18 protein-coding genes are annotated in these 24,602 nt (G+C 50.3%); all 18 read left to right on the top strand.

All coding sequences use genetic code 11. The features are described 5' to 3' along the window. Window positions 1-23: 23 nt before the first annotated feature. On the top strand, window positions 24-1,322 hold the full coding sequence (melA, locus tag ACXHJ1_RS01655; RefSeq protein ID WP_457905480.1) for an alpha-galactosidase: 1,299 nt from the start codon (window positions 24-26) through the stop codon (window positions 1,320-1,322). Window positions 1,323-1,335: 13 nt separating this feature from the next. Further along, window positions 1,336-3,162: a sensor histidine kinase gene (locus tag ACXHJ1_RS01650; protein WP_457905479.1), complete on the top strand. Its 1,827-nt coding sequence runs from the start codon at window positions 1,336-1,338 to the stop codon at window positions 3,160-3,162. Between the two features lie 16 nt (window positions 3,163-3,178). Then, window positions 3,179-4,771: a response regulator gene (locus ACXHJ1_RS01645; RefSeq protein WP_457905478.1), complete on the top strand. Its 1,593-nt coding sequence runs from the start codon at window positions 3,179-3,181 to the stop codon at window positions 4,769-4,771. Between the two features lie 123 nt (window positions 4,772-4,894). Continuing rightward, window positions 4,895-6,250 (top strand): ABC transporter substrate-binding protein, encoded by a 1,356-nt coding sequence (locus tag ACXHJ1_RS01640; protein WP_231124954.1) that lies wholly within the window; start codon window positions 4,895-4,897, stop codon window positions 6,248-6,250. A gap of 33 nt (window positions 6,251-6,283) precedes the next feature. Then, on the top strand, window positions 6,284-7,189 hold the full coding sequence (locus ACXHJ1_RS01635) for a carbohydrate ABC transporter permease (RefSeq protein ID WP_107734117.1): 906 nt from the start codon (window positions 6,284-6,286) through the stop codon (window positions 7,187-7,189). After that, complete coding sequence (locus ACXHJ1_RS01630) at window positions 7,186-8,112, top strand: carbohydrate ABC transporter permease (RefSeq protein WP_016821430.1); 927 nt, start codon at window positions 7,186-7,188, stop codon at window positions 8,110-8,112. Before ACXHJ1_RS01635 ends, ACXHJ1_RS01630 begins: the two co-directional genes overlap by 4 nt. Before the next feature lie 19 nt (window positions 8,113-8,131). Next, window positions 8,132-9,238: a M24 family metallopeptidase gene (locus tag ACXHJ1_RS01625; RefSeq protein ID WP_107734116.1), complete on the top strand. Its 1,107-nt coding sequence runs from the start codon at window positions 8,132-8,134 to the stop codon at window positions 9,236-9,238. A gap of 70 nt (window positions 9,239-9,308) precedes the next feature. Beyond that, window positions 9,309-10,832: an Ig domain-containing protein gene (locus tag ACXHJ1_RS01620; protein ID WP_457905477.1), complete on the top strand. Its 1,524-nt coding sequence runs from the start codon at window positions 9,309-9,311 to the stop codon at window positions 10,830-10,832. A 152-nt stretch (window positions 10,833-10,984) separates the two neighbouring features. After that, window positions 10,985-12,193 (top strand): NAD(P)/FAD-dependent oxidoreductase, encoded by a 1,209-nt coding sequence (locus ACXHJ1_RS01615; RefSeq protein WP_107734114.1) that lies wholly within the window; start codon window positions 10,985-10,987, stop codon window positions 12,191-12,193. After that, complete coding sequence (locus tag ACXHJ1_RS01610; RefSeq protein ID WP_107734113.1) at window positions 12,190-13,191, top strand: proline racemase family protein; 1,002 nt, start codon at window positions 12,190-12,192, stop codon at window positions 13,189-13,191. Before ACXHJ1_RS01615 ends, ACXHJ1_RS01610 begins: the two co-directional genes overlap by 4 nt. Before the next feature lie 54 nt (window positions 13,192-13,245). Beyond that, a complete protein-coding gene (locus ACXHJ1_RS01605; RefSeq protein WP_457905476.1) occupies window positions 13,246-14,133 on the top strand; it encodes a dihydrodipicolinate synthase family protein in 888 nt (295 codons plus the stop codon). Between the two features lie 15 nt (window positions 14,134-14,148). Then, entirely contained in the window at window positions 14,149-15,585 is a 1,437-nt protein-coding gene (locus tag ACXHJ1_RS01600) for an aldehyde dehydrogenase family protein (RefSeq protein ID WP_113050951.1), read from the top strand. Beyond that, window positions 15,578-15,970, top strand: coding sequence for a (2Fe-2S)-binding protein (locus tag ACXHJ1_RS01595; protein ID WP_457905475.1), 393 nt, complete (start codon window positions 15,578-15,580; stop codon window positions 15,968-15,970). Before ACXHJ1_RS01600 ends, ACXHJ1_RS01595 begins: the two co-directional genes overlap by 8 nt. Beyond that, window positions 15,967-16,302: a (2Fe-2S)-binding protein gene (locus ACXHJ1_RS01590; protein ID WP_017426336.1), complete on the top strand. Its 336-nt coding sequence runs from the start codon at window positions 15,967-15,969 to the stop codon at window positions 16,300-16,302. Before ACXHJ1_RS01595 ends, ACXHJ1_RS01590 begins: the two co-directional genes overlap by 4 nt. Next, window positions 16,299-17,525 carry an NAD(P)/FAD-dependent oxidoreductase gene (locus ACXHJ1_RS01585; RefSeq protein ID WP_457905474.1) on the top strand — a complete coding sequence of 409 codons (1,227 nt, stop codon included), beginning with the start codon at window positions 16,299-16,301 and terminating at the stop codon, window positions 17,523-17,525. Before ACXHJ1_RS01590 ends, ACXHJ1_RS01585 begins: the two co-directional genes overlap by 4 nt. 61 nt (window positions 17,526-17,586) lie before the next feature. Then, the gene (locus tag ACXHJ1_RS01580) at window positions 17,587-19,911 is read left to right on the top strand and encodes a beta-L-arabinofuranosidase domain-containing protein (RefSeq protein WP_457905473.1); all 2,325 of its coding nucleotides are present in this window, start codon (window positions 17,587-17,589) and stop codon (window positions 19,909-19,911) included. Between the two features lie 429 nt (window positions 19,912-20,340). Further along, a complete protein-coding gene (locus ACXHJ1_RS01575; protein WP_457905472.1) occupies window positions 20,341-21,285 on the top strand; it encodes a copper amine oxidase N-terminal domain-containing protein in 945 nt (314 codons plus the stop codon). A 4-nt stretch (window positions 21,286-21,289) separates the two neighbouring features. Continuing rightward, a complete protein-coding gene (locus tag ACXHJ1_RS01570) occupies window positions 21,290-24,565 on the top strand; it encodes a DUF5704 domain-containing protein (protein WP_457905471.1) in 3,276 nt (1,091 codons plus the stop codon). The last annotated feature ends 37 nt before the right edge of the window (window positions 24,566-24,602 follow it).

Here is a 24,602-nt window from a genome sequence, read left to right as displayed (position 1 = left end):
AAAAGCTGAATGGGGGACAAAGTATGAGCAAGATTACATTTCTGGGTGCAGGCAGTACGGTATTTGCTAAAAATGTACTTGGCGATTGTATGTTGACACCTGCTTTGCAGGGCTTTGAACTGGCATTGTTCGATATTGATCCCGTTAGGCTGAAGGATTCGGAGAATATTTTATCCAATTTGAAAAAAACGACGGGGAGTACCTGTGTGATCCGCTCTTACACTGATCGCAAGGAAGCGCTACGTGGAGCAGCCTATGTAGTAAATGCCATTCAGGTGGGCGGCTATGATCCGTGTACGATTACGGATTTTGAGATTCCCAAAAAATACGGTCTGCGCCAAACGATTGCCGATACGGTCGGCATTGGTGGCATTTTCCGCAATTTAAGAACGATCCCCGTGATGCTCGATTTTGCGGCAGACGTGCGCGAAGTATGCCCGGAAGCACTGTTCCTCAACTATACAAATCCGATGGCTGTGTTGACGAATGTAATGAACGTACACGGCGGTGTCCAGACAGTAGGGCTGTGTCATAGCGTACAGGCGTGTATACCGGAGTTGTTCAAAAGTCTTGGACTGGAGCAGGCAGGGGTAAAGGCGAAAATTGCAGGTATCAATCATATGGCATGGCTGCTCGAAGTGAGCAAGGAGGGGGTGGATTTGTATCCTGAGATTAAAAAGCGGGCTGCCGCCAAGCAGCAGGAAAAGCATCATGATATGGTGCGCTTTGAAATGATGCTGAAATTCGGCTATTACATTACGGAATCGTCCGAGCATAACGCAGAGTATCATCCGTATTTTATCAAACGGACATATCCGGAGCTGATTGAACGGTTCAATATTCCTTTGGATGAATATCCGCGCCGCTGTGTGAGCCAGATTGAACGCTGGGAGACGATGCGTGAAGAACTTTTGGGCAATCAGGATCTGCGCCATGAACGGTCGAACGAATATGCTTCTTATATATTTGAGGCAATTGAAACCAATCAGCCTTTTGCCATTGGCGGTAATGTGATGAATACAGGTTTGATTACCAATTTGCCGAAGGAAGCCTGTGTGGAGGTGCCCTGCCTGGTGAATCGTAATGGGGTTACGCCGACCTTTGTCGGGGATTTGCCACCCCAATGTGCTGCACTGAACCGAACGAATATCAACACCCAACTATTAACGATTGAAGCTGCGATTACGGGGAAAAAAGAACATATTTATCACGCCGCTATGCTGGACCCCCACACTTCAGCTGAGTTATCCATGGATGATATCGTTTCTCTGTGTGATGACCTGATTGCAGCGCACGGGACATGGCTTCCCGCTTATGTGTAAGGGAGGCCGATGAATGGGGGGCAGAGGGCGTCAAAAGTTTGCCGGGATTCCTACGATCCGTGGGAAATTTATCGTATTGACGCTGGTACTGACCGTCATTCCGATGGTAGTGCTGACCTTTACCTTTTACCGGATTGCGGCCCATTCTCTTGGTGAGAAGTCAGAAGCACTGGCAATGCAGTCCCGGCAAATGAGTGAAAATTACGTTAATGCGACACTCTCCGATTTGAATGATCTAACCAACGCCATTCTCAGCAATCCTGATGTGCAGTCCACACTGGAGACCAAGCCGGAAGATGATTATGAATACTTGCGGAACGACGAAACACTCAGCATGGTCGTTCGTACGCAAACCCAGACCAAGCCGTATATCACGTCCTCGCTCATCTATGCCGCCAATGGCGGACTCAAGCATTCTCTCTATCAAGGGAATGTTTCGGTCCGTTTTGGCGGCCTTCCTACATTAAAGGAAGCACGTGTGTACTACCGCCGTCTGCTCGCCGAGCAACCTATGATGTGGATGGCTCATCCGCCGTTTGAATCAGGGCGCGGGATGGCGGAGGATCGTATTTACGTTGGAAAGCTGCTGCGAAAAACGACTGGAGATTATGAGCCGCTTGGATTTTTGCTGTTGGAAATCAACAAGGCCAGTCTGTTTCGTGGGCTTGCTTTTCATGAAACAGACAGCAATACCCAGATGTGGGTGCTCGATCAGGAGGGCGAGCCTGTATACCGATTGCCGGAGCAGAGCATTGCGGACCCATCGCTATTGCGACAAATCGCCAAATCTGCTGTGGATAGACCCGTGCTTACGAAGGACTGGAGAACATGGAACGGCCGCCAGACGATGATTTCCTACGGACCGTTAAACGAGGGACAATGGACACTCCTACAAAAAGTCGATCAGTCCGTGTTATTCGAGGATGCGCGACAAATTGGGGCCTGGACCATCTGGACCTTTTTGATTGCACTGGTGTTGGGCTGGATGCTGTCTTATCGGCTAAGTGATACAATTCGTCGCCCCTTGCTTCAATTGAGCCGATTAATGGCAGTGGATGGGAGTGTGACCATCACGGCCTCAGCCCAAGCTCCTGAAGCTCCTGCTTCCGTTGTATTTAACCCTAAGGATGAGGTAGGGCAGATCGGGGAGCGATTTCTTCATATGATGCAAAAAAATCATGAGCTGTACGGGCAAGTATACGAAGCGTTGCTGTCGCGCAAACAGGCCGAGTTTCGCGCGCTTCAGGCGCAGATTAATCCGCATTTTCTGTACAACACACTGGAGTCACTGAAGGGAATGGCGCTGGCGAATGGGCAGCGGGATATGGCAGAGGTGATTGGTGCCTTCGGTAAATGCTTTCGCATTTCGCTAAGTTATGGTCGAGAGCAAATCAGTTTGGGACAGGAAGTCGAGCATGTAAGCGCCTATGTAAAGGTACAGCAGTTTAGGTTTCGGAATTCGTTCGAGTGGATATGCGAAGTCGATGAGGATATTTGCGGGTTTTACGTACCCAAGCTGATTCTCCAGCCACTCGTTGAAAATGCCATTTACCACGGTTTGAAAGGGCGTACTGACCGCGGCTATATTATGTTATCCGGTGCGAGGGAAGGCGATGCTTTGCGTTTAACGGTCAGTGATGATGGGGGCGGTATTGGAGCCGAGCGTCTGGACGATATTCGGAAATCGCTAGATGCCGAGCGGGGGAGTGCGATTGGCTTTGGACTCCGCAATGTACATGAACGTCTTCGGCATTATGGTCCCCAATATGGTCTGTCTGTGACAACCGAGCTGGGTCAGTACACCTCGGTTACCTTACTGGCACCCATTCGAACCGAATAAGAAAGGGGAGGATGGCATGTACCGGCTGCTGATTGTGGACGACGAATATCATATTCGGGAAGGACTGAGGCTGATGGTGGCGGAAAGTGGCCTGTCAGTGGAAGTCAGTGATATGGCGGAGGACGGCGCAACGGCATTACGGTTGTATATGGAGCGGCGACCGGACATGATTTTACTGGATATTAATTTACCGGATATGAGTGGGCTGGACATAGCCAAAACCATTCGGGAAAAGGATCAGCAGACCCCGCTGTTATTCCTGACAGGGTACGAATCCATGACGTATATTCGTCAGGCCGTTTCGCTTCAAGCGGTTGATTATTTACTCAAGCCAGTGACAAGCGAAGACTTTGAAGCGGCTCTGAGACGGGCTGAGGATCGCATTGCGCAATGGCGTAGAAGCGAGGAGGAAGCTATTCACCGTCATCGTTCATTGGAGCCATTGTACAGGGAGCACTTGCTGCTGGATCTGCTCCAGCAGCGGCGCCCCGCAGCCGAGGTCGTTCAGGAGATGGACGGGCTGGGATTTTTCGGCGAGACGAGCAGACCGCCTTATACTGTGCTGTGCTGTGAGCTGGAGGAGGCCTCGCAGCAGGTAGCATCCGCTCCTAGCGAGTCGCAGAGTTCCACCAATAAGAGCACGCATGTATTCGCCGAGTTGGCTTGGGAGGCTGCGGCAGCAGCCGGTACGAAGGCGCATGGTGCGGCGGTTTCCCGTGATCGGCGTGTTGTACTGCTGGCGGCGGCATCTTGCAGGGCAGCGGAGCAGACGGCCCGGCAGATTCGTCAGGCGGTGCAGGAACGATTGAGCCAGGGGATGTCCATCGGGATTAGCCGTCCCGTACAACAGATGGAGCAGCTTCCTGAAGCATATGAGGAAGCAGTACAGGCTGTGGAGCATCGGGGGTGGGTGGGCTATAGCCAGATCATCCCCTTCGAGAGCATTCAGGCGGCTGAGCCGAACAGTAGTCATTTGCTGGAGAAGGAACTGCTCATGATTACAGAAATTCGTGCTGGCAATGATGCTGCCGTACATGCGATTTTGCAGGAATGGTCTGGACAATTAGCGGGCTTGCCTGTCAATCAGGTGAAAATGATCGTCACTCAGCTTGTTCTGTTCGTTATGCGTATTGTTCAGAGCGATGCATCCGAAGGACACACCTCCATACAGCAGCAGGACCCATTATTGGAACTGTCCCGATTGCGGCACGGACCTGAGATGATTGATTATGTATCACGCTATTTTGTCCGGGTGGGTCGCCAAGTGCGGGAATCGCGTGAAAAGGGGATTCCGCGCAAATTCCAACGGGCCAAGGAATGGATTCGTGAGCACCTTCAGGAGGATGGCGGATTGAACCGTCTTGCAGCGTACATGAATATGAGTCCCAAGTATTTGAGTGCCCGTTTTAAGCAGGTTACAGGTGAAAGCTTCGCTGAGTACCAGACGCGTGTGCGCTTCGAGCGAGCCCGGGAATTGCTGTTAGACCCGAATCGCAAGGTAGCAGAGGTGGCGGAGGCTGTGGGCTTCGCAGATACGAACTATTTTAGTATTGCCTTTAAAAAGCATACCGGATTAACGCCAACGGAATTCCGCAAAACATTTTTGTAAACGCGCTGTTAAAAAAATCATACCAAAACAAAGAGAGTCTGGAGTCGTTAGGTGGTCGGCTTCGGGCTCTCAGCGCATAATAGGCTTGTAAGGAGAAACCAGTTCAGGAAGGGGCCGGTTGATTTGCGAAAACGAAGGTTACGGACATGGATGGCTCTGGTGATGACGGCGATGCTGACAGGGCTGACGGCGTGCAGTGGTAGCGCTGGCGAACCGGCTAATCCCAATGCGGTCGAACTCAAGTTTATGTACTGGGGGAGCAATGACGAAAAGCAGGCGATGGAAAAGATGATTCAAAGCTTTAATGCATCCCATCCGAACATTCGGGTGAAGGGCGAGCATGTTCCTGGTGACTACACCACGAAAATTAACACTTTAATGGCTGCCAATCAGCTTCCTGATATCGCCTACCTGGGTGATTCGCTCACGATGAAATGGGCAAGTGAAGGTAGACTCCTAGATTTATCCTCCTATTATGACGAATATCCCGAATTAAAAAACAAACTCAAATCCTCCTATCTTTACAGCGAACCCGGCAAGTCTATCGGTAATTACACTGCTTTGGAAGTGATGCAGCTATTTTATAACAAGGAGTTGTTTACAGAAGCAGGGGTACCCGTTCCTCCGGCTGATCCTGAAAAAGCGTGGACATGGGATGAATTTCTGGAGATTGCCAAAAAGCTGACCAAGGATCAGAATGGCAAGCATCCGGGAGACAGCGGATTTGATCCGAAAAATATTGTGCAATACGGCTTTGCCTTTGGCAACGACCGCAGCTCCTGGGGGCCGCTCTTAGCAAGCAATGGCGGAGGTTTAACCGACGAAACAGGCAAGAAGTATACTCTGAACCGCCCTGAGTCGGTAGAGGTGTTTCAGAAGCTGCAAGATCTGGTTTTCAAGGAGCATGTTTCTCCTGATTTGATCCAACAGCAGGACATGCCGTCCAATACGATTCGGCTCCAGACTAAAAAGGTGGCTATGGTGGTAGACGGAACATGGTCCCTGCTCGATTTTTCAAACAACAAGCAGCTGCAATGGAGTATCGGTGTTTTACCGAAGCTTAAAGAGCCCAAAACGATGATCGTTGCGGGGGCCACAGTTATTTTCCAGAGCACCAAGCACCCGAAAGAAGCGCTCGAATTTTATTTGTACCATAACAATCCTGAAAAGGTGGATCTGTTCAAGTCCGGTCTGTGGATGCCTATCGAAGAAAAATATTATACCGACGAGCAGGCCATCCAGTCGTGGACGAATAATGCAGCACATCCACCGGAATTTCAGCAGGCTGGCATTGAGTATGCCAGAGATTATGCGATCAAGCCGTCAACTTCGACTCTTCGCAACTGGCCTGATATTGGTTCCAAGCTGACCCCAGGGCTGGATCTAATCTGGACGAACAAGAAGACGCCGCAGCAGGCGCTGGATGAACTGGAACCCATTATTCAGCCATTGCTTCAAGGAGTGTATCCGGATGAATAATGCGGCAGGACAGCTGCGAAAGGAGAACGGCCCATGAAGCGACCGAAATCAGGAATGATGCGCATGGAGCGAAACTGGGGTCTGCTATTCGCGCTGCCTGCCATCCTGGGATTAATGATATTTACGATTGGACCGATTGTGGCATCGTTCGTATTCAGCTTGACCGATTGGACGATTGGTGGACAGATGACCTTTATTGGATTGGATAATTACCGAACCATTTTGACCGAGGATACTACCTTTTCCCAATCCATGTTCGTGACCACGTATTATGCACTGGGCAGCGTACCTCTAGGCTTGGCGGCAGCTTTTATCATTGCACTTCTATTAAATCAAAAGGTAAAAGGTTTGTCGGTGTTCCGCACGATTTACTATTTACCTACCATTGTGCCGAGTATTGCCAACACGATGCTGTGGCTGTGGATGTTCAATCCTGATTTTGGTCTGTTGAATTCACTGCTGGAGAGTGTTGGCCTGCCGGGGAGCAAATGGATTTATGACGAGAATACTGCAATACCCTCGCTGATCATGATGAGCACCTGGGGGATCGGGAATACGGTCATTATCTTTTTGGCGGGACTTCAGTCGGTTCCCACCCATCTGTATGAAGCAGCTGAGGTAGACGGCGGCAATAGGTTTCACAAATTTTTTCATATTACGATTCCCTCGATGACACCAACCATCTTCTTCAATCTGGTTATGTCTTTAATCAGCACCTTTCAGGCATTCAATCAGGCGTATGTCATGACGAACGGGGGACCTAACAATTCAACCTTGTTCTATGTGTTCTACCTATGGCGCACAGCCTTTACGGAGACCAAAATCGGCTACGCCTCAGCGCTGGCCTGGATCTTATTTTTCGTCATTATGGTCCTAACTGTTCTGATTTTCTCCACGTCCAAAAAGTGGGTTCACTATGAAGGGGGGGAACGTTCATGAATCAGGTTACTTCTTCTGTCAAACCTTCAGACACACCGCAACATCCACTTCCACAGCCTGAACGCTCTCGAAGTCCTGCTACCGCCGCCCGTTCCAAACCATTCCAAATCAGCCGCATCGTACTGTATATCGTTTTAATGATAGGCAGTGTTTTAATGCTGTTGCCATTTGTATGGCTCATTCGTAGCTCTCTGATGGGAACATCGCAAATTTTCGTATTCCCGCCAGAGTGGATACCCTCTCCTTTTCAATGGAGCAATTACCCAGAAGCGCTGACTTCGGTACCGTTCGGCAGGTATTTTCTGAATACGTTCATCATTGAGGTGTGTGTGCTGGCAGGAGTAATGATGACCTCGATTGTGTCGGCGTTTACCTTTGCCCGCCTGCGCTGGCCTGGACGTAATCTGATTTTTTCTCTGCTGATCGGATCGATGATGCTGCCTTATGCGGTGACACTCATACCTACTTTCGTCATGTGGCGTGAACTGGGCGGGCTGAATACATTTCTGCCGCTGATTGTTCCTGCATGGTTTGGTGGAGGGGCGTTCAACATCTTTCTGATGCGACAATTTATGCTGACGATTCCGCGCGATCTGGACGAAGCCGCTTATATGGATGGAGGTACACCGCTAACTGTATTATGGCGCGTCATTATTCCTTTATCTTCGCCTGCATTGATCGTGATCGGGATATTTACCTTTATTGATGTGTGGAACGACTTTTTGGGCCCGATTATTTATTTGAGTGACGAAAAGCATTTTACACTGGCGCTGGGGCTGGCGACTTTTCGGGGATTGAACAATACCAATTGGCCTTACCTGATGGCGGCATCCAGCACGATTTTGGCTCCGATCGTCCTGATATTTTTTATCGGACAACGCTATTTTATTGAAGGCATCACACTGACAGGGATTAAAGGCTAAAAAGGAGGCTGATGTAGCTTTGGATAAACCCAACGGTTCAGCAAAACGGTTACAGGGTGTTCCAGGCAGACTGGCTCGGTTACGCTCGGAATTCCCGGCTCTAGGGATAGATGCACTACTTATTACACATGGACCCAATCGACGATATATGACCGGATTTACAGGCTCCGCCGGAATTGCGCTCGTTACGCAGGAAGAGGCTTTGTTGGTGACGGATTTCCGCTATATGTTGCAGGCAACAGATCAGGCAGCAGAATATTCAGTTATTCGGCATGAGGCACAAATCTTCCAGACCATCGCTGACCTCACAAGTAAATTGGGTGTTCGTAGACTGGGTCTAGAGAGTCGGCATGTCTCACTTCAACAGTCGGGACAGCTTCAAGCCGCACTGGGCTCGTTGGAGTACGTGCACACGGAAGATGTAATTGAACGGCTGCGTGATGTGAAGGACGAAGAAGAGATTCACACCATCCGTGAAGCTGCGCGCATTACCGATGCCGCCTTTACGGAAGTGCTGAATTATATTCAGCCTGGAGTTACAGAGCGGCGGATTGCGGCGGAACTGGAATATCAGCTCCGGCTCGCAGGCGCGGAATCAGGCGGTTTTGCGTTCATTGTTGCTTCAGGTGAACGCTCGGCACTGCCCCACGGACTGGCCAGTGACAAGGAAATTGGTCAGAACGAGTTTGTCACGATGGATTTTGGCGCAAATGTGCGTGGTTATCTGTCTGATATTACGCGTACCGTATTCGTCGGCAATCCATCAGAACGGCACGAGGAACTGTATGCTATTGTGCTGGAAGCGAATATGACGACGATTGCAGGACTTCGCCCTGGCATGAGCGGTCGGGAGGGAGACAGTCTGGGGCGGAATGTGATTGCCTCCTATGGCTATGGAGAACAGTTTGGTCACGGATTGGGCCACGGCTTTGGCTTGGAGATTCATGAGCAGGTGCGACTGTCCCGTGAGAGCCAATCTGTGCTTGTACCAGGACATGTCATTACCGTGGAACCGGGCATTTATATTCCAAGCTTCGGCGGAGTTCGGATTGAGGACGATGTACTGATCACAGATGACGGTGCCCAGGTGCTGACTGCCTCGCCCAAGGAGCTGCTTTTGTTATAAAACACAGTGGCGTTATAGATAACTATCCATGAATTGAAAAAAAATCCAATAAACGAGATGGAGGGATCAAATGAACACGCGTAAAAGGAAAACCAAAGTATGGCTGACCACACTGGCAACTTCTCTCATTGTGGCTTTGACACCAGTTCTTCCGGCTCAACAGGCTTATGCCGAGGCAGAATCGGATGTAAAAGTCATCGACATCTTTAGCCGGACGGTGAACGACTATGGTATAGATCTGGTCGATTGGCAAGGGTATCTGGCGAACCCATATGTGAAGCTAAAAGTGAAGCCGCCTGCCAATGCCGCTTTTCCGTTAACCGTTACGTTAAAAGCGCAAGGCACATCCCGACTGATGATGGATTTGCCAAGTACGCTGTCGGCGCAAGGAGCAAGCAAAACGCTGACTTTTGCCAATGCACAGGAGGAAAAGGATTTCCGGCTGGCTATTCATCCTGACCGGATTGGAGGAAACGGTGAAATAGAGAACTATACATTGTCTATGTCCGTTGCCGAAAATAACGGTCACACAACCACTCAGTCTATTCCGATTCGTGTGCTGGATCAGGACGATAATGAAGAACCCACAATCCCCCTCCATTTTGACTACAGATTCGATACGATCAAGCCTTATTTCAATGACGCGGCTACCAAAAAAGCCGCAGAGCTGGCAGTGAAGGACTGGTTCTATTTCTTTGATCTGAAGCCATTTGATGAGGTTCCTGCCAATGCGGAAGTAAACCATCTGCCAGGAGATGATTGGCAAAATGAAATACAGGTGACGAATGACAAACCCTACAAAGGCATGTGGGTATTTATGAGAGGGCTAAACGGGCCGTATTCTACGGGCTTTCCGGCAGCCAACGGTAATTACCATACACGTAACGGTGTGACCTTTCCGGGGAACTTAAACCGTTCCTATAGTCTGATCCTGGATTTCTATGATGATGCCATTCCATTCACATCGGTGGACGATGAAGAATGGTATCAATCCGATCTGTCCAAGGTGACGGATGTGCATGGGCTGATCATGCACGAATTCGGTCATGCAATTGTATTCAGCGACACGTTCCCAGGCGTCAAGGCGCTGAAGGAAGCGGCTGGCAATGACCCGGATATTATGGCCTATCAGCACAGACCGGCTGCATTGGACGACAGCTATCATCTCTCTGGAGAGCTTGCAGAGGTCGATAGATTGAGCGGACAAAATGGAGGCTGGCGCCATCTATTCCCAACCCGGCGCTGGATGAACACGAAGCTTTCGCTGATTGTAGCAGAAAAGGCAGGCTGGCCGCTGCGCAAGGACCTGACTCCTTTCCTCGCGCCAGAAATCATAACAAAGCAACTGCCAGCACCCGTCAAAGGAAAGACATACACGGCCAAGCTGGAAGCCAAGGGAGGCGTACCATTTTACGATTGGACGGTGACCGGCGGTCAACTGCCCACAGGCTTTACACTGGACCGCTTTACAGGAACGATTAGCGGAAATGCAGACAGCGGAGCAGCCAACAAGACGTATACGTTCACCATACAGCTGCGGGATTATGACGAGCTGAGCAAGCCTGTCACACAAACCTTTACGCTCAAGCTGTAATGAATGCCCCCAAGAGGTGGCTGTCCCGAATGTCTTGACTGAACTTGGATGGGGCTGAATGACTATAAAGCAACTTGCCAAAATAGAGCTTTGGGGCAAGCCGCCGGATTGTTTTCCATTCATATGGAAACGGTTGAAGGGAGGGAAAACGAATGAAACACGATGCGGGGGATCTGGTCATTGTAGGCGGTGGAATCATCGGTACAGCTATCGCTTATTATGCAGCTAAATCTGGTATGAAGGTCGTGCTGGCTGAACGAGGGGAAATTGCTGGAGGTACTTCTTCCCGATGTGATGGAAATATATTGGCAATCGACAAAGAGCCCGGATTTGACAGTCGGATGTCACTGTTATCACAGAAGCTGGTGGCAGAGATGGCTAAGGAACTGGAAGATGAATTTGAGTATCGTGCGCCTGGAAGTATTCTGGTCTGTGAAAATGACCAGGAGATGCAGGCCGCAGAGCTATGGGTTACCCGCCAGCAGCAGGAAGGGCTTCCGTTTCGCATGCTGGATCAGCAGGATTTACGAGAGGAATGGCCGTATCTAGCCAAAGATTTGCCGGGCGGACTGGAGTGTAAGACAGATTCTACTGTAAATCCGGTGCAGATGACGTATGCACTGGCCAGGGCCGCGCGTCGGATGGGAGCCAGATTATTACCGCGCATGCCGATACAGTCGATTCTCAAGGACGAAAGGGGAAACGCCTGCGGAGTGGAGACGCCAAACGGTGTGATCCATGCTGATGCAGTAGTGTTGGCCGCAGGTGTATGGACACGCAGCATCGGTCATTCGCTAGGTTTGGACCTTCCGATTATACCGCGCAAAGGACATATACTGGTGTCTGCCCGAATGCCTTCGATCGGAAACCGCAAGGTGATGGAGTTCGGTTATCTGATGAGCAAGTTCGGAGGTCAGCGGAGTGTAGATGAGGTTTATGAAAAATACGGTGTAGCGCTGGTATTTGAGCCCACCGCATCCCAGAACATTTTGATTGGCAGCAGCCGTCAGTTTGTCGGTATGGATACAGGTGTCGATCAGCAGGTGATTCGCTTAATCGCCCGCAGAGCCATTCGCTTCTTTCCTGCCTTAGCCAATGTGCCGCTGATGAGAGCGTATACGGGTTTGCGTCCATGGACCCCTGATCATTTGCCCATCATATCCGCAGTGGATGAAGTACCGGGGCTATTTATCGCTTCAGGCCATGAAGGAGATGGTATTAGCCTGGCGGCGGTTACGGGTAAGCTGGTGACCGAAATGGTACGCGGCGAACCCACTTGTATTCCGGTAGAGCCGCTGCGTTATGACCGATTCGGAGAGGCTTTTACCAGCCACGATATTCACGGGGAGGTAACTGGATGAGTGCAGCGGGCAGAATTACTACGATTGATACTCATACGGGAGGCAATCCGACGCGGACAGTCATCCACGGCGCGCCTAAGCTGGTAGGGCATACCATGCTGGAAAAGATGACTTATATGGCAGCGCACCATGATGATTTTCGCCGTCTGCTAATGTTTGAGCCGCGTGGTCATGAGGTGATGTCAGGCTGCATTTTAACAGAGCCTTGTCATCCAACTGCAGATATGGGTGTGGTCTTTATAGAAACAGGCGGCTATTTGCCGATGTGTGGTCACGATACGATTGGCGTCTGCACGGCACTGGTGGAAGGTGGCCTGATTGCTGCGGATAAAAAATCTATATTGCTGGACACTCCGGCAGGCCCGGTTCAAGTACGGCTGGATATAGATGAGGGCAAGGTGAAACAAGTAACGTTCACCAATATTCCTTCCTTTGTGTACCGCCGTGAGGTGGAGGTTCAGGTAGAGGACATCGGTCGAGTTACTCTTGATATTGCCTATGGAGGCAACTTTTACGGCATTATAGAGGCGGCCTCCATCGGTCTTGTCCTGGATCAGAGCAATGGAGCAAAAATTGTACGAACAGCTGTACAGATTCGGGAGGCAGTGAATGCTGCTGTTGAGGTAGTACATCCTGAAAATCCGGTTATTCAAGGATTGACGCATATTGAATTTTACGGAGAACCCGTGGCTTCACAGGCCGATTGTCGCAATGTTGTCGTCATTCCGCCAGGCGGTATCGATCGCTCCCCTTGTGGCACAGGAACCTCGGCCAAGGTAGCGGTGCTGCACGCCAAGGGAAAGCTGGGCTTGCACGAGCCGTTTGTGCATGAAAGCATCACAGGCTCCATGTTTCGGGCTGAAATTGTGGGCGAGACGCAGGTAGGTCCTTATCCGGCCGTGATTCCGCAAATTACAGGCTCGGCTTGGGTGACGGGACATCATCAATTTGTGCTGGACCCTGACGACCCGCTGAGAGAAGGATTTTTGCTGATGTGAGCATTTTGCATCATTTAAATAAGAAAATAAAAATGGGAGAGGGTAGGTGAGCATATGTCACGTTTTGAAGGTGTATATGTGGCCTTGGTTACACCGTTCACGGCAGAGATGGAGGTCGACTACAAGCGTCTGACCGAGCTGTGCGAGCATCTGATTGCAAGCGGTATTAGCGGACTGGTACCTACGGGATCGCTGGGAGAGTATGCTGCCTTGTCTCCAGAGGAACGATCGCAGGTGGTGCATACGGTCATTGACGCTGCGGCGGGACGTGTTCCTGTTGTAGTCGGCTCGGCCGCTCCATCCACTAAACAGGCGGTACATTGGGTGCAGCATGCCAAGGATGCCGGGGCAGCGGGTGTCATGGCGTTGCCGCCCATTAATTATAATCCATTGCCCCATGAGGTAACGACTTACTATGAAGCATTGTCAGAGGTGGGCCTGCCGATCATTGCGTATAACAACCCCCATGATTACAAGGTTGACCTGACCCCGGATATTCTTGCGGACTTGTCACATATTGAGAATATTGTAGCAGTCAAGGAATTTTCCGGGGATGTACGGCGTATTCACGCTATTTTGGACCAGACAGAGCTGGAGGTCATGGTCGGAGTAGATAATCTGGCGATGGAGGGAGCATTGTTCGGCGCGACAGGCTGGATTTCGGGGGTACCTAATGCGTTACCAAAAGAAGGAGTAGAGCTGTTCCGGCTTGCGCAGGCGGGAAATTTGGCGGAAGCGTCCGCGTTGTATCGCAGACTATTACCGCTGTTCCACTACGATGCCAGTCCGCAATTGGTGCAGTCCATCAAATATATGATGGAGCTGGCTGGATTCCCGGTCGGTCCGACACGGCCGCCCAGACTTGCGTTGCCACAGGCGGATTATGACCGGATTCGTGAAGCTTTTGAGGTGGCAGTTCGTCCGAGCGGGGTTTCATCTTGAATGGGGGTGAAGACGATGGAGAGCCGAAATTGGATTGGCGGTGAGTGGCTGAGCCCTTCCGGCGAGGAGATGGTGGTTCGTAATCCTTCGGCGTTGCAGGAAGAAGTGGGGGTCGTCCATTTCTCCAATGAGCGTGATATTGCCCAGGCCGGGGAAGCAGCACGACTGGCACAGGCAGGATGGGCAGCATTAAGCCCGGCAGCACGGGGAGCTTACTTGTTCAAAGCAGCCGGGTTGTTGGAGACAGCCGCACTAGAATTGGCTGAGCTGGCCAGCAGAGAAATGGGCAAGCCGATTACCGAGATGCGAGGAGAGGTGATGCGAGGTGTCCACCTGCTTCGATATTATGCGGCAGAGGGCGTACGTTCCATTGGGACGGTCATTCCTTCGAATGAGTTGGGAGTGCTCCAATACACGAAGCGCATCCCGCTGGGGGTAACGGCTGTCATAACGCCGTGGAATTTTCCGGTAGCGATTCCGCTGTGGAAAATCGCTCCTGCACTCTTGTGTGGCAATACGGTCATTTGGAAGCCTGCCGAACATGCTTCATTAACCGCAGTACGGATCGCTGAGCTATTCGAGGCGGTGCAGCTTCCACCCGGCGTACTGAATCTCGTCATTGGGCAGGGGAGTCGTATAGGCGATGCCCTACTGGAGCATCCAGCATTGGAGGCGGTCAGCTTCACGGGTTCTACCGCTACAGGTTTGGGCATTGCTGAACGGTGCGCACGTCGGAACATCAAATACCAGACTGAGATGGGCGGCAAAAATGCTGCCGTGGTGCTGAAGGACGCGGATGTGTCGCAGGCGGTGGCGATGATTGCCAGCGGTGCCTTTCGATCAGCCGGACAAAAATGCACGGCCACCAGCCGGGTGATTGTAGAACGGTCTGCCTATGAGACGTTCACAGAAGCTTTACGCCAAGTGGTGGAAAAAATCCAGATCGCTCCAGCGCTTGACCCCGGTGCGTATCTCGGACCTGTGGCATCCAAGAGTCAGTACGAGAAGGTCATGTCCTATGTATCGCTAGCTCGCCGGGAAGCTGATATTTTGGCGGAAGGTGGAGCCGCCGCCGGGACAGATAACGGTTATTATGTGCGTCCACTGCTGGCGGCTGGTCTGGATTCGTCCCACACCTTGATTCAGGAGGAGGTTTTTGGCCCAGTCATCAGTGTCATACAGGCCGACGACTTTGAGGATGCGATTCGGCTGTGCAATGATTCTATTTATGGGTTAAGCGCTTCCCTGTTCACCCGCGATTTGCGGCTTGCTCATCGGTTTCTGGATGAAGCGGACGCGGGAATGGTACGGGTTAATCAGGAGACGGCGGGAGTTGAGTATCAGTCTCCGTTCGGTGGTCTGAAGCAGTCAAGCTCACATACCCGGGAACAGGGTCAGGCGGCGCTGGATTTTTATTCAGCGATTAAAACCTGTGCGATCAGCTATGCGTAAACGCGCGAAGGAACGAAGTGTCACGGATAGGACGGAAGTGCAGGGGGAAAAGACCCAGTATGCAGAAAACCAGTATGCTGAATCTCCGGGTGTGCAATCAAAAACGTTTGGCGCGTCAGGCCATGTGCTTGTGTGTCGATGTGAAGAAGTGAGTATTGCACAGATGGAGCAGGCTTGCCGCATGGGTGTGGATACTGTTCGCCAGCTTAAAATGGCTACGCGGGTGACCATGGGGGCATGCCAGGGCAGGGTATGCCGACAATTAGTGGAATCATGGTTTTACAATCAGGTTCCTGCTGCCCGCCGGGAGGCGGAGTTGTTATCACAAAGGCCCCCGGTGCGTCCCGTAACGTTCGGTCAGCTGGCAGAAGGAGGTTCCCTATGAGCCGTGCGCGTATTGTGAATCATCCGATTTTGGGACCCAAGCCAGAGCGGCGGCAGGTATCTTTCATGTTTGATGGTCGTCCCATGCAGGGATTGGCTGGAGAACCACTAGCGGCAGCGCTCCTCGCCAGCGGTGTCCGTTTGCTGAGAAGGCATGAGGAATCCGGTACGGCCAGGGGCGTATACTGTGCTATTGGGCACTGCAACGAATGCCGTCTGACGGTTCATCCGTTTGGTACGGTTCGTTCCTGTCTGACCAAGCTGGAAGAAGGTATGGTGGTGGAAACCGGACGGCAGCTTTCGAATGAAATCACAGGGAGAATTGTGACATGAATAAAATGGCACATCTCATCGTCATTGGCGCAGGTCCGGCCGGACTGTCTGCAGCGGCATCGGCTGCTGAACAAGGATTGCCAGTCACGGTACTGGATGAGTTTACTGAGCCGGGTGGACGTATGCCCGGGCAATATCATGAGGAAGGCAGTCAAGGCTGGTGGATCGGAAAGCATGTTTCGGATGAGCTGATTACCCGCTGCGCGGAGCTTGGGGTGGACATTCGCTGTGGCGTTTCCGTACATGGCATGGAATATACGACAACGTGGGAAATTTCCACTTCCTGTGGATTGCTCACGGCTGAGTACGTATTGCTGGCAACCGGAGCGGCCGAGATTCCCGTTCCGCTGGATGGTTGGACGCTACCGGGTGTAATGTCCATCGGGGCTGCGCAGGTGCTGACCAATGTTCATTACGTCAAGCCGGGAGAGCGCGGCATCATCGTAGGCATGAACGTATTGTCGATGGCGATTGCCCGCGAACTGTCCGTCGCCGGGGTGAAGGTAGCGGCGATTACACTGCCGTGCGCGGGTCCGCTGGCTGGTGCAGCGGCAGATCCGACAGCCTCCGCGAAGCTGCTGCTTCAGCTGTCGGGGTTGGCGCCTGCCGCCTGGATGCGCGCCGGCGGCAAGCTGGCAGCGACGATGCGGATGGAGAAGCTCATCGCGCGCTGCTATCCCCACAGAGGCTTCCGTTTGTGGGATATCCCGATCCGTTTGCGGACAGCAGTGCAGTCCGTCAACGGGCAGGACCGGGTCGAATCCGTGACCCTGGTCCACGTTAAACCGGACGGCTCGCCGATTGCTGGCAGCGAGCGCGTCGAACCCGCCGACTTCGTGGCGCTGAGCGGCGGCTTGTATCCGCTTGCCGAGCTGGCGGCGGTAGCCGGGTGCAAATTCGTGTACAGCCCTGAGCTGGGTGGGCATGTTCCACTACATGGTGAGCGAATGGAAACCTCGCTCAAAGGACTGTACGTTGCCGGCAATATTACCGGCATCGAAAGCGGGCTGGTCGCCATGGCTCAAGGGCGATTAGCAGCCGCTTCCATGCTCCATGCTGCTGGACTTGGTGGAGCAGGCGGGGAACAACGGGTGCAGGAGGCAATCCGTGAGGTTCATTTTGCACGGAAACATGCGCTAATTCAATTTCACCCCGGCATTACAGAAGCGAGAACACAGCTGTACCAGCAGTGGGGGCAAATCTCTTCTGGGAGCGGCGCGTAACGGCTCGTTAGGTTGAATATACGTTTTTTACTCCAAATTTGCCTTAAAGGAGGAACGGAAGATGACTCTTAAAGCAAAGGCCCATATGAAAGCAAAGCCGTTCGCACTGAACGAGGTGGTATTGGCTGAAGGTCCCTTCAAGCAGGCGATGGAGCTAAACCGATCTTACCTGTTGGAGCTTGAGCCTGATCGTTTGCTGGCGCGTTTTCGGGAATATGCCGGGCTTGCGCCCAAAGCGCCTCAATATGAAGGCTGGGAAGCGATGACTATTTCTGGTCATACGCTGGGACATTATTTGTCCGCTTGCTCTATGATGTTTACTTCAACAGGCGATGAGCGTTTTAGGGAGATCGCACATTACATTACGGATGAACTGGATGTTTGCCAGGCGGCGCATGGGGACGGATATGTATCTGGTATTCCTGGGGGAAAGGAACTTTTTGAAGAGGTATCTGCCGGAAATATTCGTTCGAAGGGCTTTGACCTGAACGGTGCCTGGGCTCCTTTGTATACACTACACAAGTTATTCGCCGGTTTGCGTGATGCGTATCATTTGACAGACTGTGACAAGGCATTAGGTGTAGAGCGCAAACTGGCGGACTGGCTCGAAGGAATTTTGAAGCCGATGAGCGATGAGCAGATGCAGCAGATGATGTTTTGCGAATATGGAGGCATGAATGAGGTATTGGCGGATTTGTATGCGGATACCGGGGAAGAGCGCTACTTGCGGCTGGCTGAGTGCTTCTGGCACAAGCTGGTGCTGGACCCGCTTAGCTCACAGGAGGATTGCTTACAGGGCATTCACGCCAATACACAGATACCGAAACTAATCGGGCTTGCCAAGGAATATGAGCTCACGAATGACACGAAGCGTCGGAAGACGGTAGAATTTTTTTGGGAGCGGGTGGTGGATCATCATTCGTATGTCATTGGCGGCAATAGCTTTGGAGAATATTTTGGAGCGCCGGATGGCTTGAATGATCGCATCGGACCGCATACGACGGAGACATGCAACACCTATAACATGCTCAAGCTGACTAATCACCTGTTTCAGTGGAATGTTTCTGCCAAGGAAGCGGACTTTTATGAGCGAGGTTTATTCAATCATATTTTGGCTTCTCAGGACCCGGTTCACGGGGGTGTTACGTATTTTCTGTCGCTGGCCATGGGCGGGCACAAGCATTTTGAAAGTAAATTTGATGATTTTACATGCTGTGTGGGCACAGGGATGGAAAACCATGCGAGCTACGGTAGCGGCATATATTTTCACGATCACGATAAGTTGTATGTCAATCAATTCATTGCTTCTACGCTGGCATGGAAGGACACAGGTGTTACGCTAAAACAAACTACGTCCTATCCAGACACGGATCATACCACGCTGGAAATTCAATGCGATCAACCTGCTTCATTTATGCTGCTCATCCGCTATCCTTATTGGGCTGAAAAAGGGATCACTATCTGTGTAAACGGCAAGAAACAGCCGGTTGAATCAGAACCGGGCAGGTTTGTCTCTATCGCTAGAACTTGGCTTGACGGAGATGTTGTTGAGGTGACAATTCCGATGTCGCTCAGACTGGAGCAGATGCCAGATAACCCGGATCGGGCGGCTGTCATGTATGGACCGCTGGTGCTGGCAGGTGATCTGGGACCCTTAGAAGATCCTAAAGCCAAAGAGTTCCTCTATACCCCGGTATTCATCCCTCCAACAGAAGAACTGGATCATTGGATACAGCCCGTGGAGGGCAAAACGAATACATTCCGTACCTTAAAAGCAGGGCATCCCCGAGATGTGGAACTGTCTCCGCTGTATAAAATGCATGACCGTACCTATTCAGTCTATTGGGACATTTTTACGAAGGAAGCATGGCAGGAGGCGGAAAAGGAATACACAGCAGCACGCGAAAAGCTGGCGATTCTGGAGCAGTGCACGATTGACTTTGCCCAACCCGGAGAAATGCAGCCGGAGCGGGATCACAACTTTCAGGGAGATGCTTCGACTCGCACCGGATATGTGAATAACCGACCTTACCGGAATGCGGGAATTGACGGCTGGTTCTCTTTCTATTTGAAGACAGATCCGATTGCTCCAATGCTGCTGGTTATCACCTATACGGCTACGCTGGAAATGCCAAACTGTGATTTTGATATTTGGATTAACGGTCATCTGCTTGAGCATTTTAGTGAAGGCTTTGATGAGGCTGACAAGTTTTACAACGTGAATGCCGCTATTCCGGCTGCATATCTGGAGGGTAAGGATATAGCCACAGTGACCTTCAAAGCCAAGCCTGGACAGCGTATCCGCAGATTGTTTGGGCTGAGGATGGTCAACAAGGATGTGTATGAGCGGCTATATCAAGCTGGGAGTCCAGGTGCACATGAATGATTTTTTGAGCTGTTTCGTGAGAAAATTAACGTTTGATTTTTAATCAGTAATGATTTAAAATGTAAGAAATATTGGATGATGCTGGAACAATCCATAGGATATGAACTGATATATTCATAGTTTTTGCGCGTGAAGCACACGGGCTGTTTCTTCCTTCAGAGGGAAGAGGCAGCCCTTTTTTGATGAGATTTTGCAGAAATATAAGTTATATAAGGAGGCTATTCTATGATTTAGAGCGGGAGATTTCTCATAGGAAATGATTTTTAGAGTAGTTATATTAGTTATTTTTCTTATAGATTTTGTAATTGGGAAACCCTATAATATATAAGTTGTATCCAGTATTTTCTGAAAGTGGGGACGCGATGAGTTTATGAGATTAGAGTTGATATACATAGTTTATAAGTTTAAGCAGACAAAGGGGATCGAGAGATGAGCATGAAAAAATGGTTGTTGAGTTTGACCGCAGTCACGTTGCTATGGAGCGGGGCAAGTACGATTCCAATGACGGAGGCGGCAAGTAGCACCAAACCAATTGAAGTCTTATTAAATGCGAAAAAAATACAGTTCCCGGATGCCAAACCTTTTCAGGATGGTAACGATTATGTCATGGTTCCAATCCGGTTTGTATCCGAGGCATTGGGAGCTAAGGTGGGCTGGGAGAAAACAGGCGGCCAATTAGCCGTGTCGATTAAAAATGATGCACATGCCGTTAACATGACAGTGGGACAAAACACCGCTACCGTGGATGGGCAGACCAAAACGTATGAAACGAAGATTATCTTGAAGCAAAACCGTACTTTTGTGCCGCTGCGGTTAGTGAGTGAGGGTTTGGGACAGACGGTAGAATGGGATAAGGTCAGCCGCTGGGTCTGGATTGGGAAGAAGGAAATCGCTGCGCTAGAGGATACGGGACATCAGGCGGTGAGTATTGAGCCGTATAAAAAGGCGATTGGGACAACACCAGGGCTTTTAAAAAATGTTATTGGTCAGCCTTACAACAAAGTGGTAATTTTTAAACAATACGATTTGCCTGTCAAGATGCTGCGCGACATTTATTCAATTGAGCCTTACACAACCTCTAAGGGTGTATCCTACCTACAGATGAGAGTGAAAACGAACTCTAGTGCAGGAGGAATTTTCTTCCTAACAAAAAATAAAGACGCACGTCTTCGTCCAGCACTAGAACAAATGACGAAAGACAACGGGGATGGTACGAAAATGGTTTATTATCCGATCTATTCATCTGCTGATGAGCTTTACTTAGGCATTAAAAACTATAAATCTTTTAAGTTGAAAGACGTTGAGTACATTGGTTTTGACCTCGCATCGAAGGACTATATTCCGATGATGGTTAATCCTTGGAAAGGTAATTAACCATATGAGTAATACCAAACGCATTTTAGCCGTATTTCTGGTGGGGGTACTGTTACTATTGCAGCTCCCACCTTTTTATTTCCCCACCGAGAAGGCGGCAGCCGATACGGAAATCACACCTTTGTCATATTATGCTGACAAAAATGATCGCTATTTTGTTGGCATGATGTATTTCGACATGTGGAAGAACACAGCTGGGGAATGGGTGACTCAAAAGAAGCAGCCTGGAAAAGGAATGCAGGGGGAAGCGACCTTCACCTACAATTTTCAGTTTCCAGGCCGTAAAATCAAGAACGTTACTGCTCGCTTATATACGATAGCTGATTATATGAGTCATGGTGACTATTTTATAAAATCTCGGTCTGATAATTATGAGGAATATGCGAGACATATGAGTAAGGGCACAAAAGATTCAGATATCCATCCCTTTCAGAAACAGGGAATCGGTTCAGACACTACTATTATCCCAATCACTGTGAATATGAAACTTGATCCGGTAGATCAGGCTCGCAACATCAAGGAAGAGAGTTGTCCTACCTGTGCCAAAGAAGTAGAGGCTTGGCGCATCTACCAGCCCATCCTATTCAAAATCGAACTAGAGAGCGCACTCATCGTCAAGCATTTTACAACTGATGGAAAGTCACTTAACAACGTATTTACACCAATAAAAGATGAGCTAAAACCTAATCAACCGTATGATTTCACCCCGCCAACCAATCCGAAATATGAGTATGTGGGTTACAAGAAAAGCACGACAGGTAAACCGCCAAGCGGAGATATTTTGCCGGGAATTGTACCTGGGTTTACCTATGACGGTTCTTTTGAGCAGTTTACCGCTTATTTGTATTACAAAGAAGCTCAGGGCTGTCCTAAGCCTGGAGAAAGCCAAGAGGGAGCGCCCTTAGATTGCCAAGATCATGAACAGCCAACGAATGGTGTTGTCTGCTCCCGTCCCGTTCCAGGCCTGCGCTTGGAAACTGCCGAACTGGACTCAGTAGTATCTGCCGTGATCAAAGCGGACCAGCGTGGTCGGGAACGATTTGACGTATCCCAAGGTATTCCTACCTCTGAAAGCCTGTACGGTCATGTACAAGCCAAAAGATACCTTTTTCAACATAAGTTTGTGAACATGACGGGTCAGTGTACATATACGGTGAACGTAAAACGGGAATATCGGCTGACCTGGCGGCCTAAGAAAAAATCTCGGCGGAATGAGACTGTGAAGCGAACTTATACTTACCAAATCGTCCGTCCGTACTCCTATTGGAAGATAGACAATTTGGAGGTATATGGCATCAAGGAGGCTACACTCCGAAACTATGCGTTACCCAATGAAGCAATCACCCTGCGTCCGCAATCCTATACTCCCCCTTCTTATATTGCGGCGACCCAGGGTAACTTTTATCCGCCCCCTGCACCAGGCACAGTGGACGGAGGTAGTCGCAGCAAAAATGGCGGCAGCAGCAAGCCCAGTGTGCCTGATGATCGCAGTGTACTGAAATCTAAGGCAGAGGAGGCAGTTAAGGAAATCGAAGTGGAGAACGATACTTTGACCTTTGAAAACAAGATCATTATGAATCCAGAGCGCGTCAAGGTAAATGGCCCTAAACCAGGCGTGATTCCCTCTTCCGGAGCGATTGGGGCCGATGTGCTGTACAGTCCGAATCATGTGATTGATAAGCATAAGATCAATAAGACCAACACGCCCAGCAGTGGTGACATCATTTACGCTATTCTCAAAGGAAATATCAATGGAGGTGCGGATAAAACGTTGCCGATACAGGGAATCAATACGGTGACTGTCCACACTCCCGTAGTGAATCTGTCTAAAGTGTCGGATGATGCTGCTCATAATCAGAAAACCCAACCTACGAAGGGGCGATCGGCACTTATTTTGGAGCGTCCTTTTCGAGTGACGATTTCGACAGCAGGTCCGCATTTGAATATTCCCGGCTATGGTGATCGGGAGTATGCCAAATATGTACGAACCAAGCAGGTGCGCTTTCCGTTCGATGTGTACGACAAAGGGAAGACACATTTTTATCCGCGAGGTACCTGGATCGACATTCCGATGCTGCAGTTGGACACAGACTTTTATTTACCCGTATGGGTCGATGAGGGGAATTATACAGTTGAGTTCCGCACCATTGCCGAAAATGCACCGGATGGATTTACCGAACAGCGCCATGCTAACACGGATATCGCCCATCATGTTGCCAATGATGTGGTGAATATTGAAGTCATCGGACGGATGTATGATTTTCATATCACGGATATTGCTGATTACCATTGGGAGCGAGTATTTCGGCAGCAAAAAGGAAGCCCAATGCATAGCGGCCTGTCCTATTGGACAGGGCTTGGCAATATTGACGGGTTGCCCAGAGGGAACACGCAGCCCTTCACATTGCCCGTTCGCCCAGGTAGTCACCCACATGAAGGTTACGCAAATGTGGCGGTCAAGACAGGCTACCATTTCAAGTTTGACCTCAAAACCAAAGGCAATATGTTCGGCGCACAGGATGGAATTCGCATTACCCCTTCATTTTATTGGGTGAGCAAAGATGGGCGACAGCGGGAAGAGGTGGATTTGTATACACATGCAGGTAGCCGAAAATTTATCCGTGTAGGATCGACAGAGGACCGGGAAAAGCGATATGTTATTTTGAATGAACGGCTACGCAATGTCCCTATGGAGGAAATGCAGGATACAGCAGCCTACCAATATCAACATGGATTGAGTGAAGCAGAGCGAAGTCAGTTAACGCTGGAACATTATGTGGCGCTGTATGTCCAGCGTATTACACGTAGCAAGACCTGGGTTGGACGCTACGACTGGCTAGTGCTGCCTGCTGCTGTGCGTACCTTGATCGGTCCAAAGACGGACCTGCCGGAGGGGGTTGATGCCAATCGTGCGAATGCGGCGATTCAGCGCTGGTATGGCGAGTATAGTCTGCCTGCTGATGTGTACGCCGTTACCAAAGGGACGGATTTGCACGAGGTCAGTCACCGTCAGGAGCTAAACGAGTATACAGATATATTCAAGAAGACAGGCTTTATAGTGGTTCACTTTAATTTGGAATCACTCCGTCAGGGGGACACCAAGCATCCACATTTGCAATATATCAATGGCCCGCTTTTGAACCAATGGCAACTGGAGGGATATCGTAGAGAGATAAAGGACCCGCACGGACACACCTTTCATTTACAGGATGGAGATGTCGTGTTTTATCATGCAGACCAGTCCAGCCGGGATGATTTTCGTTCATTTGTCCCTCACTAATTGGAAAATATACAAATTAAAGATAACCTAAACTTAC

The organism is Paenibacillus sp. ALE2 (assembly GCF_054113385.1).
The sequence above is the reverse complement of the archived record's forward strand: the minus strand, read 5'-3'. Positions and strand labels throughout refer to the sequence as shown.

What these genes read in the sequence shown, in the direction of transcription:
- ACXHJ1_RS01635 (WP_107734117.1), top strand. Translation starts at nt 6,284, where the DNA reads ATGAAGCGACCGAAATCAGGAATGATGCGCATGGAGCGAAACTGGGGT.
- ACXHJ1_RS01580 (WP_457905473.1), top strand. Translation starts at nt 17,587, where the DNA reads ATGACTCTTAAAGCAAAGGCCCATATGAAAGCAAAGCCGTTCGCACTG.
- ACXHJ1_RS01600 (WP_113050951.1), top strand. Translation starts at nt 14,149, where the DNA reads ATGGAGAGCCGAAATTGGATTGGCGGTGAGTGGCTGAGCCCTTCCGGC.
- ACXHJ1_RS01610 (WP_107734113.1), top strand. Translation starts at nt 12,190, where the DNA reads ATGAGTGCAGCGGGCAGAATTACTACGATTGATACTCATACGGGAGGC.
- ACXHJ1_RS01620 (WP_457905477.1), top strand. Translation starts at nt 9,309, where the DNA reads ATGAACACGCGTAAAAGGAAAACCAAAGTATGGCTGACCACACTGGCA.
- melA (WP_457905480.1), top strand. Translation starts at nt 24, where the DNA reads ATGAGCAAGATTACATTTCTGGGTGCAGGCAGTACGGTATTTGCTAAA.
- ACXHJ1_RS01630 (WP_016821430.1), top strand. Translation starts at nt 7,186, where the DNA reads ATGAATCAGGTTACTTCTTCTGTCAAACCTTCAGACACACCGCAACAT.
- ACXHJ1_RS01585 (WP_457905474.1), top strand. Translation starts at nt 16,299, where the DNA reads ATGAATAAAATGGCACATCTCATCGTCATTGGCGCAGGTCCGGCCGGA.
- ACXHJ1_RS01570 (WP_457905471.1), top strand. Translation starts at nt 21,290, where the DNA reads ATGAGTAATACCAAACGCATTTTAGCCGTATTTCTGGTGGGGGTACTG.
- ACXHJ1_RS01615 (WP_107734114.1), top strand. Translation starts at nt 10,985, where the DNA reads ATGAAACACGATGCGGGGGATCTGGTCATTGTAGGCGGTGGAATCATC.
- ACXHJ1_RS01605 (WP_457905476.1), top strand. Translation starts at nt 13,246, where the DNA reads ATGTCACGTTTTGAAGGTGTATATGTGGCCTTGGTTACACCGTTCACG.
- ACXHJ1_RS01645 (WP_457905478.1), top strand. Translation starts at nt 3,179, where the DNA reads ATGTACCGGCTGCTGATTGTGGACGACGAATATCATATTCGGGAAGGA.
- ACXHJ1_RS01595 (WP_457905475.1), top strand. Translation starts at nt 15,578, where the DNA reads ATGCGTAAACGCGCGAAGGAACGAAGTGTCACGGATAGGACGGAAGTG.
- ACXHJ1_RS01650 (WP_457905479.1), top strand. Translation starts at nt 1,336, where the DNA reads ATGGGGGGCAGAGGGCGTCAAAAGTTTGCCGGGATTCCTACGATCCGT.
- ACXHJ1_RS01590 (WP_017426336.1), top strand. Translation starts at nt 15,967, where the DNA reads ATGAGCCGTGCGCGTATTGTGAATCATCCGATTTTGGGACCCAAGCCA.
- ACXHJ1_RS01575 (WP_457905472.1), top strand. Translation starts at nt 20,341, where the DNA reads ATGAGCATGAAAAAATGGTTGTTGAGTTTGACCGCAGTCACGTTGCTA.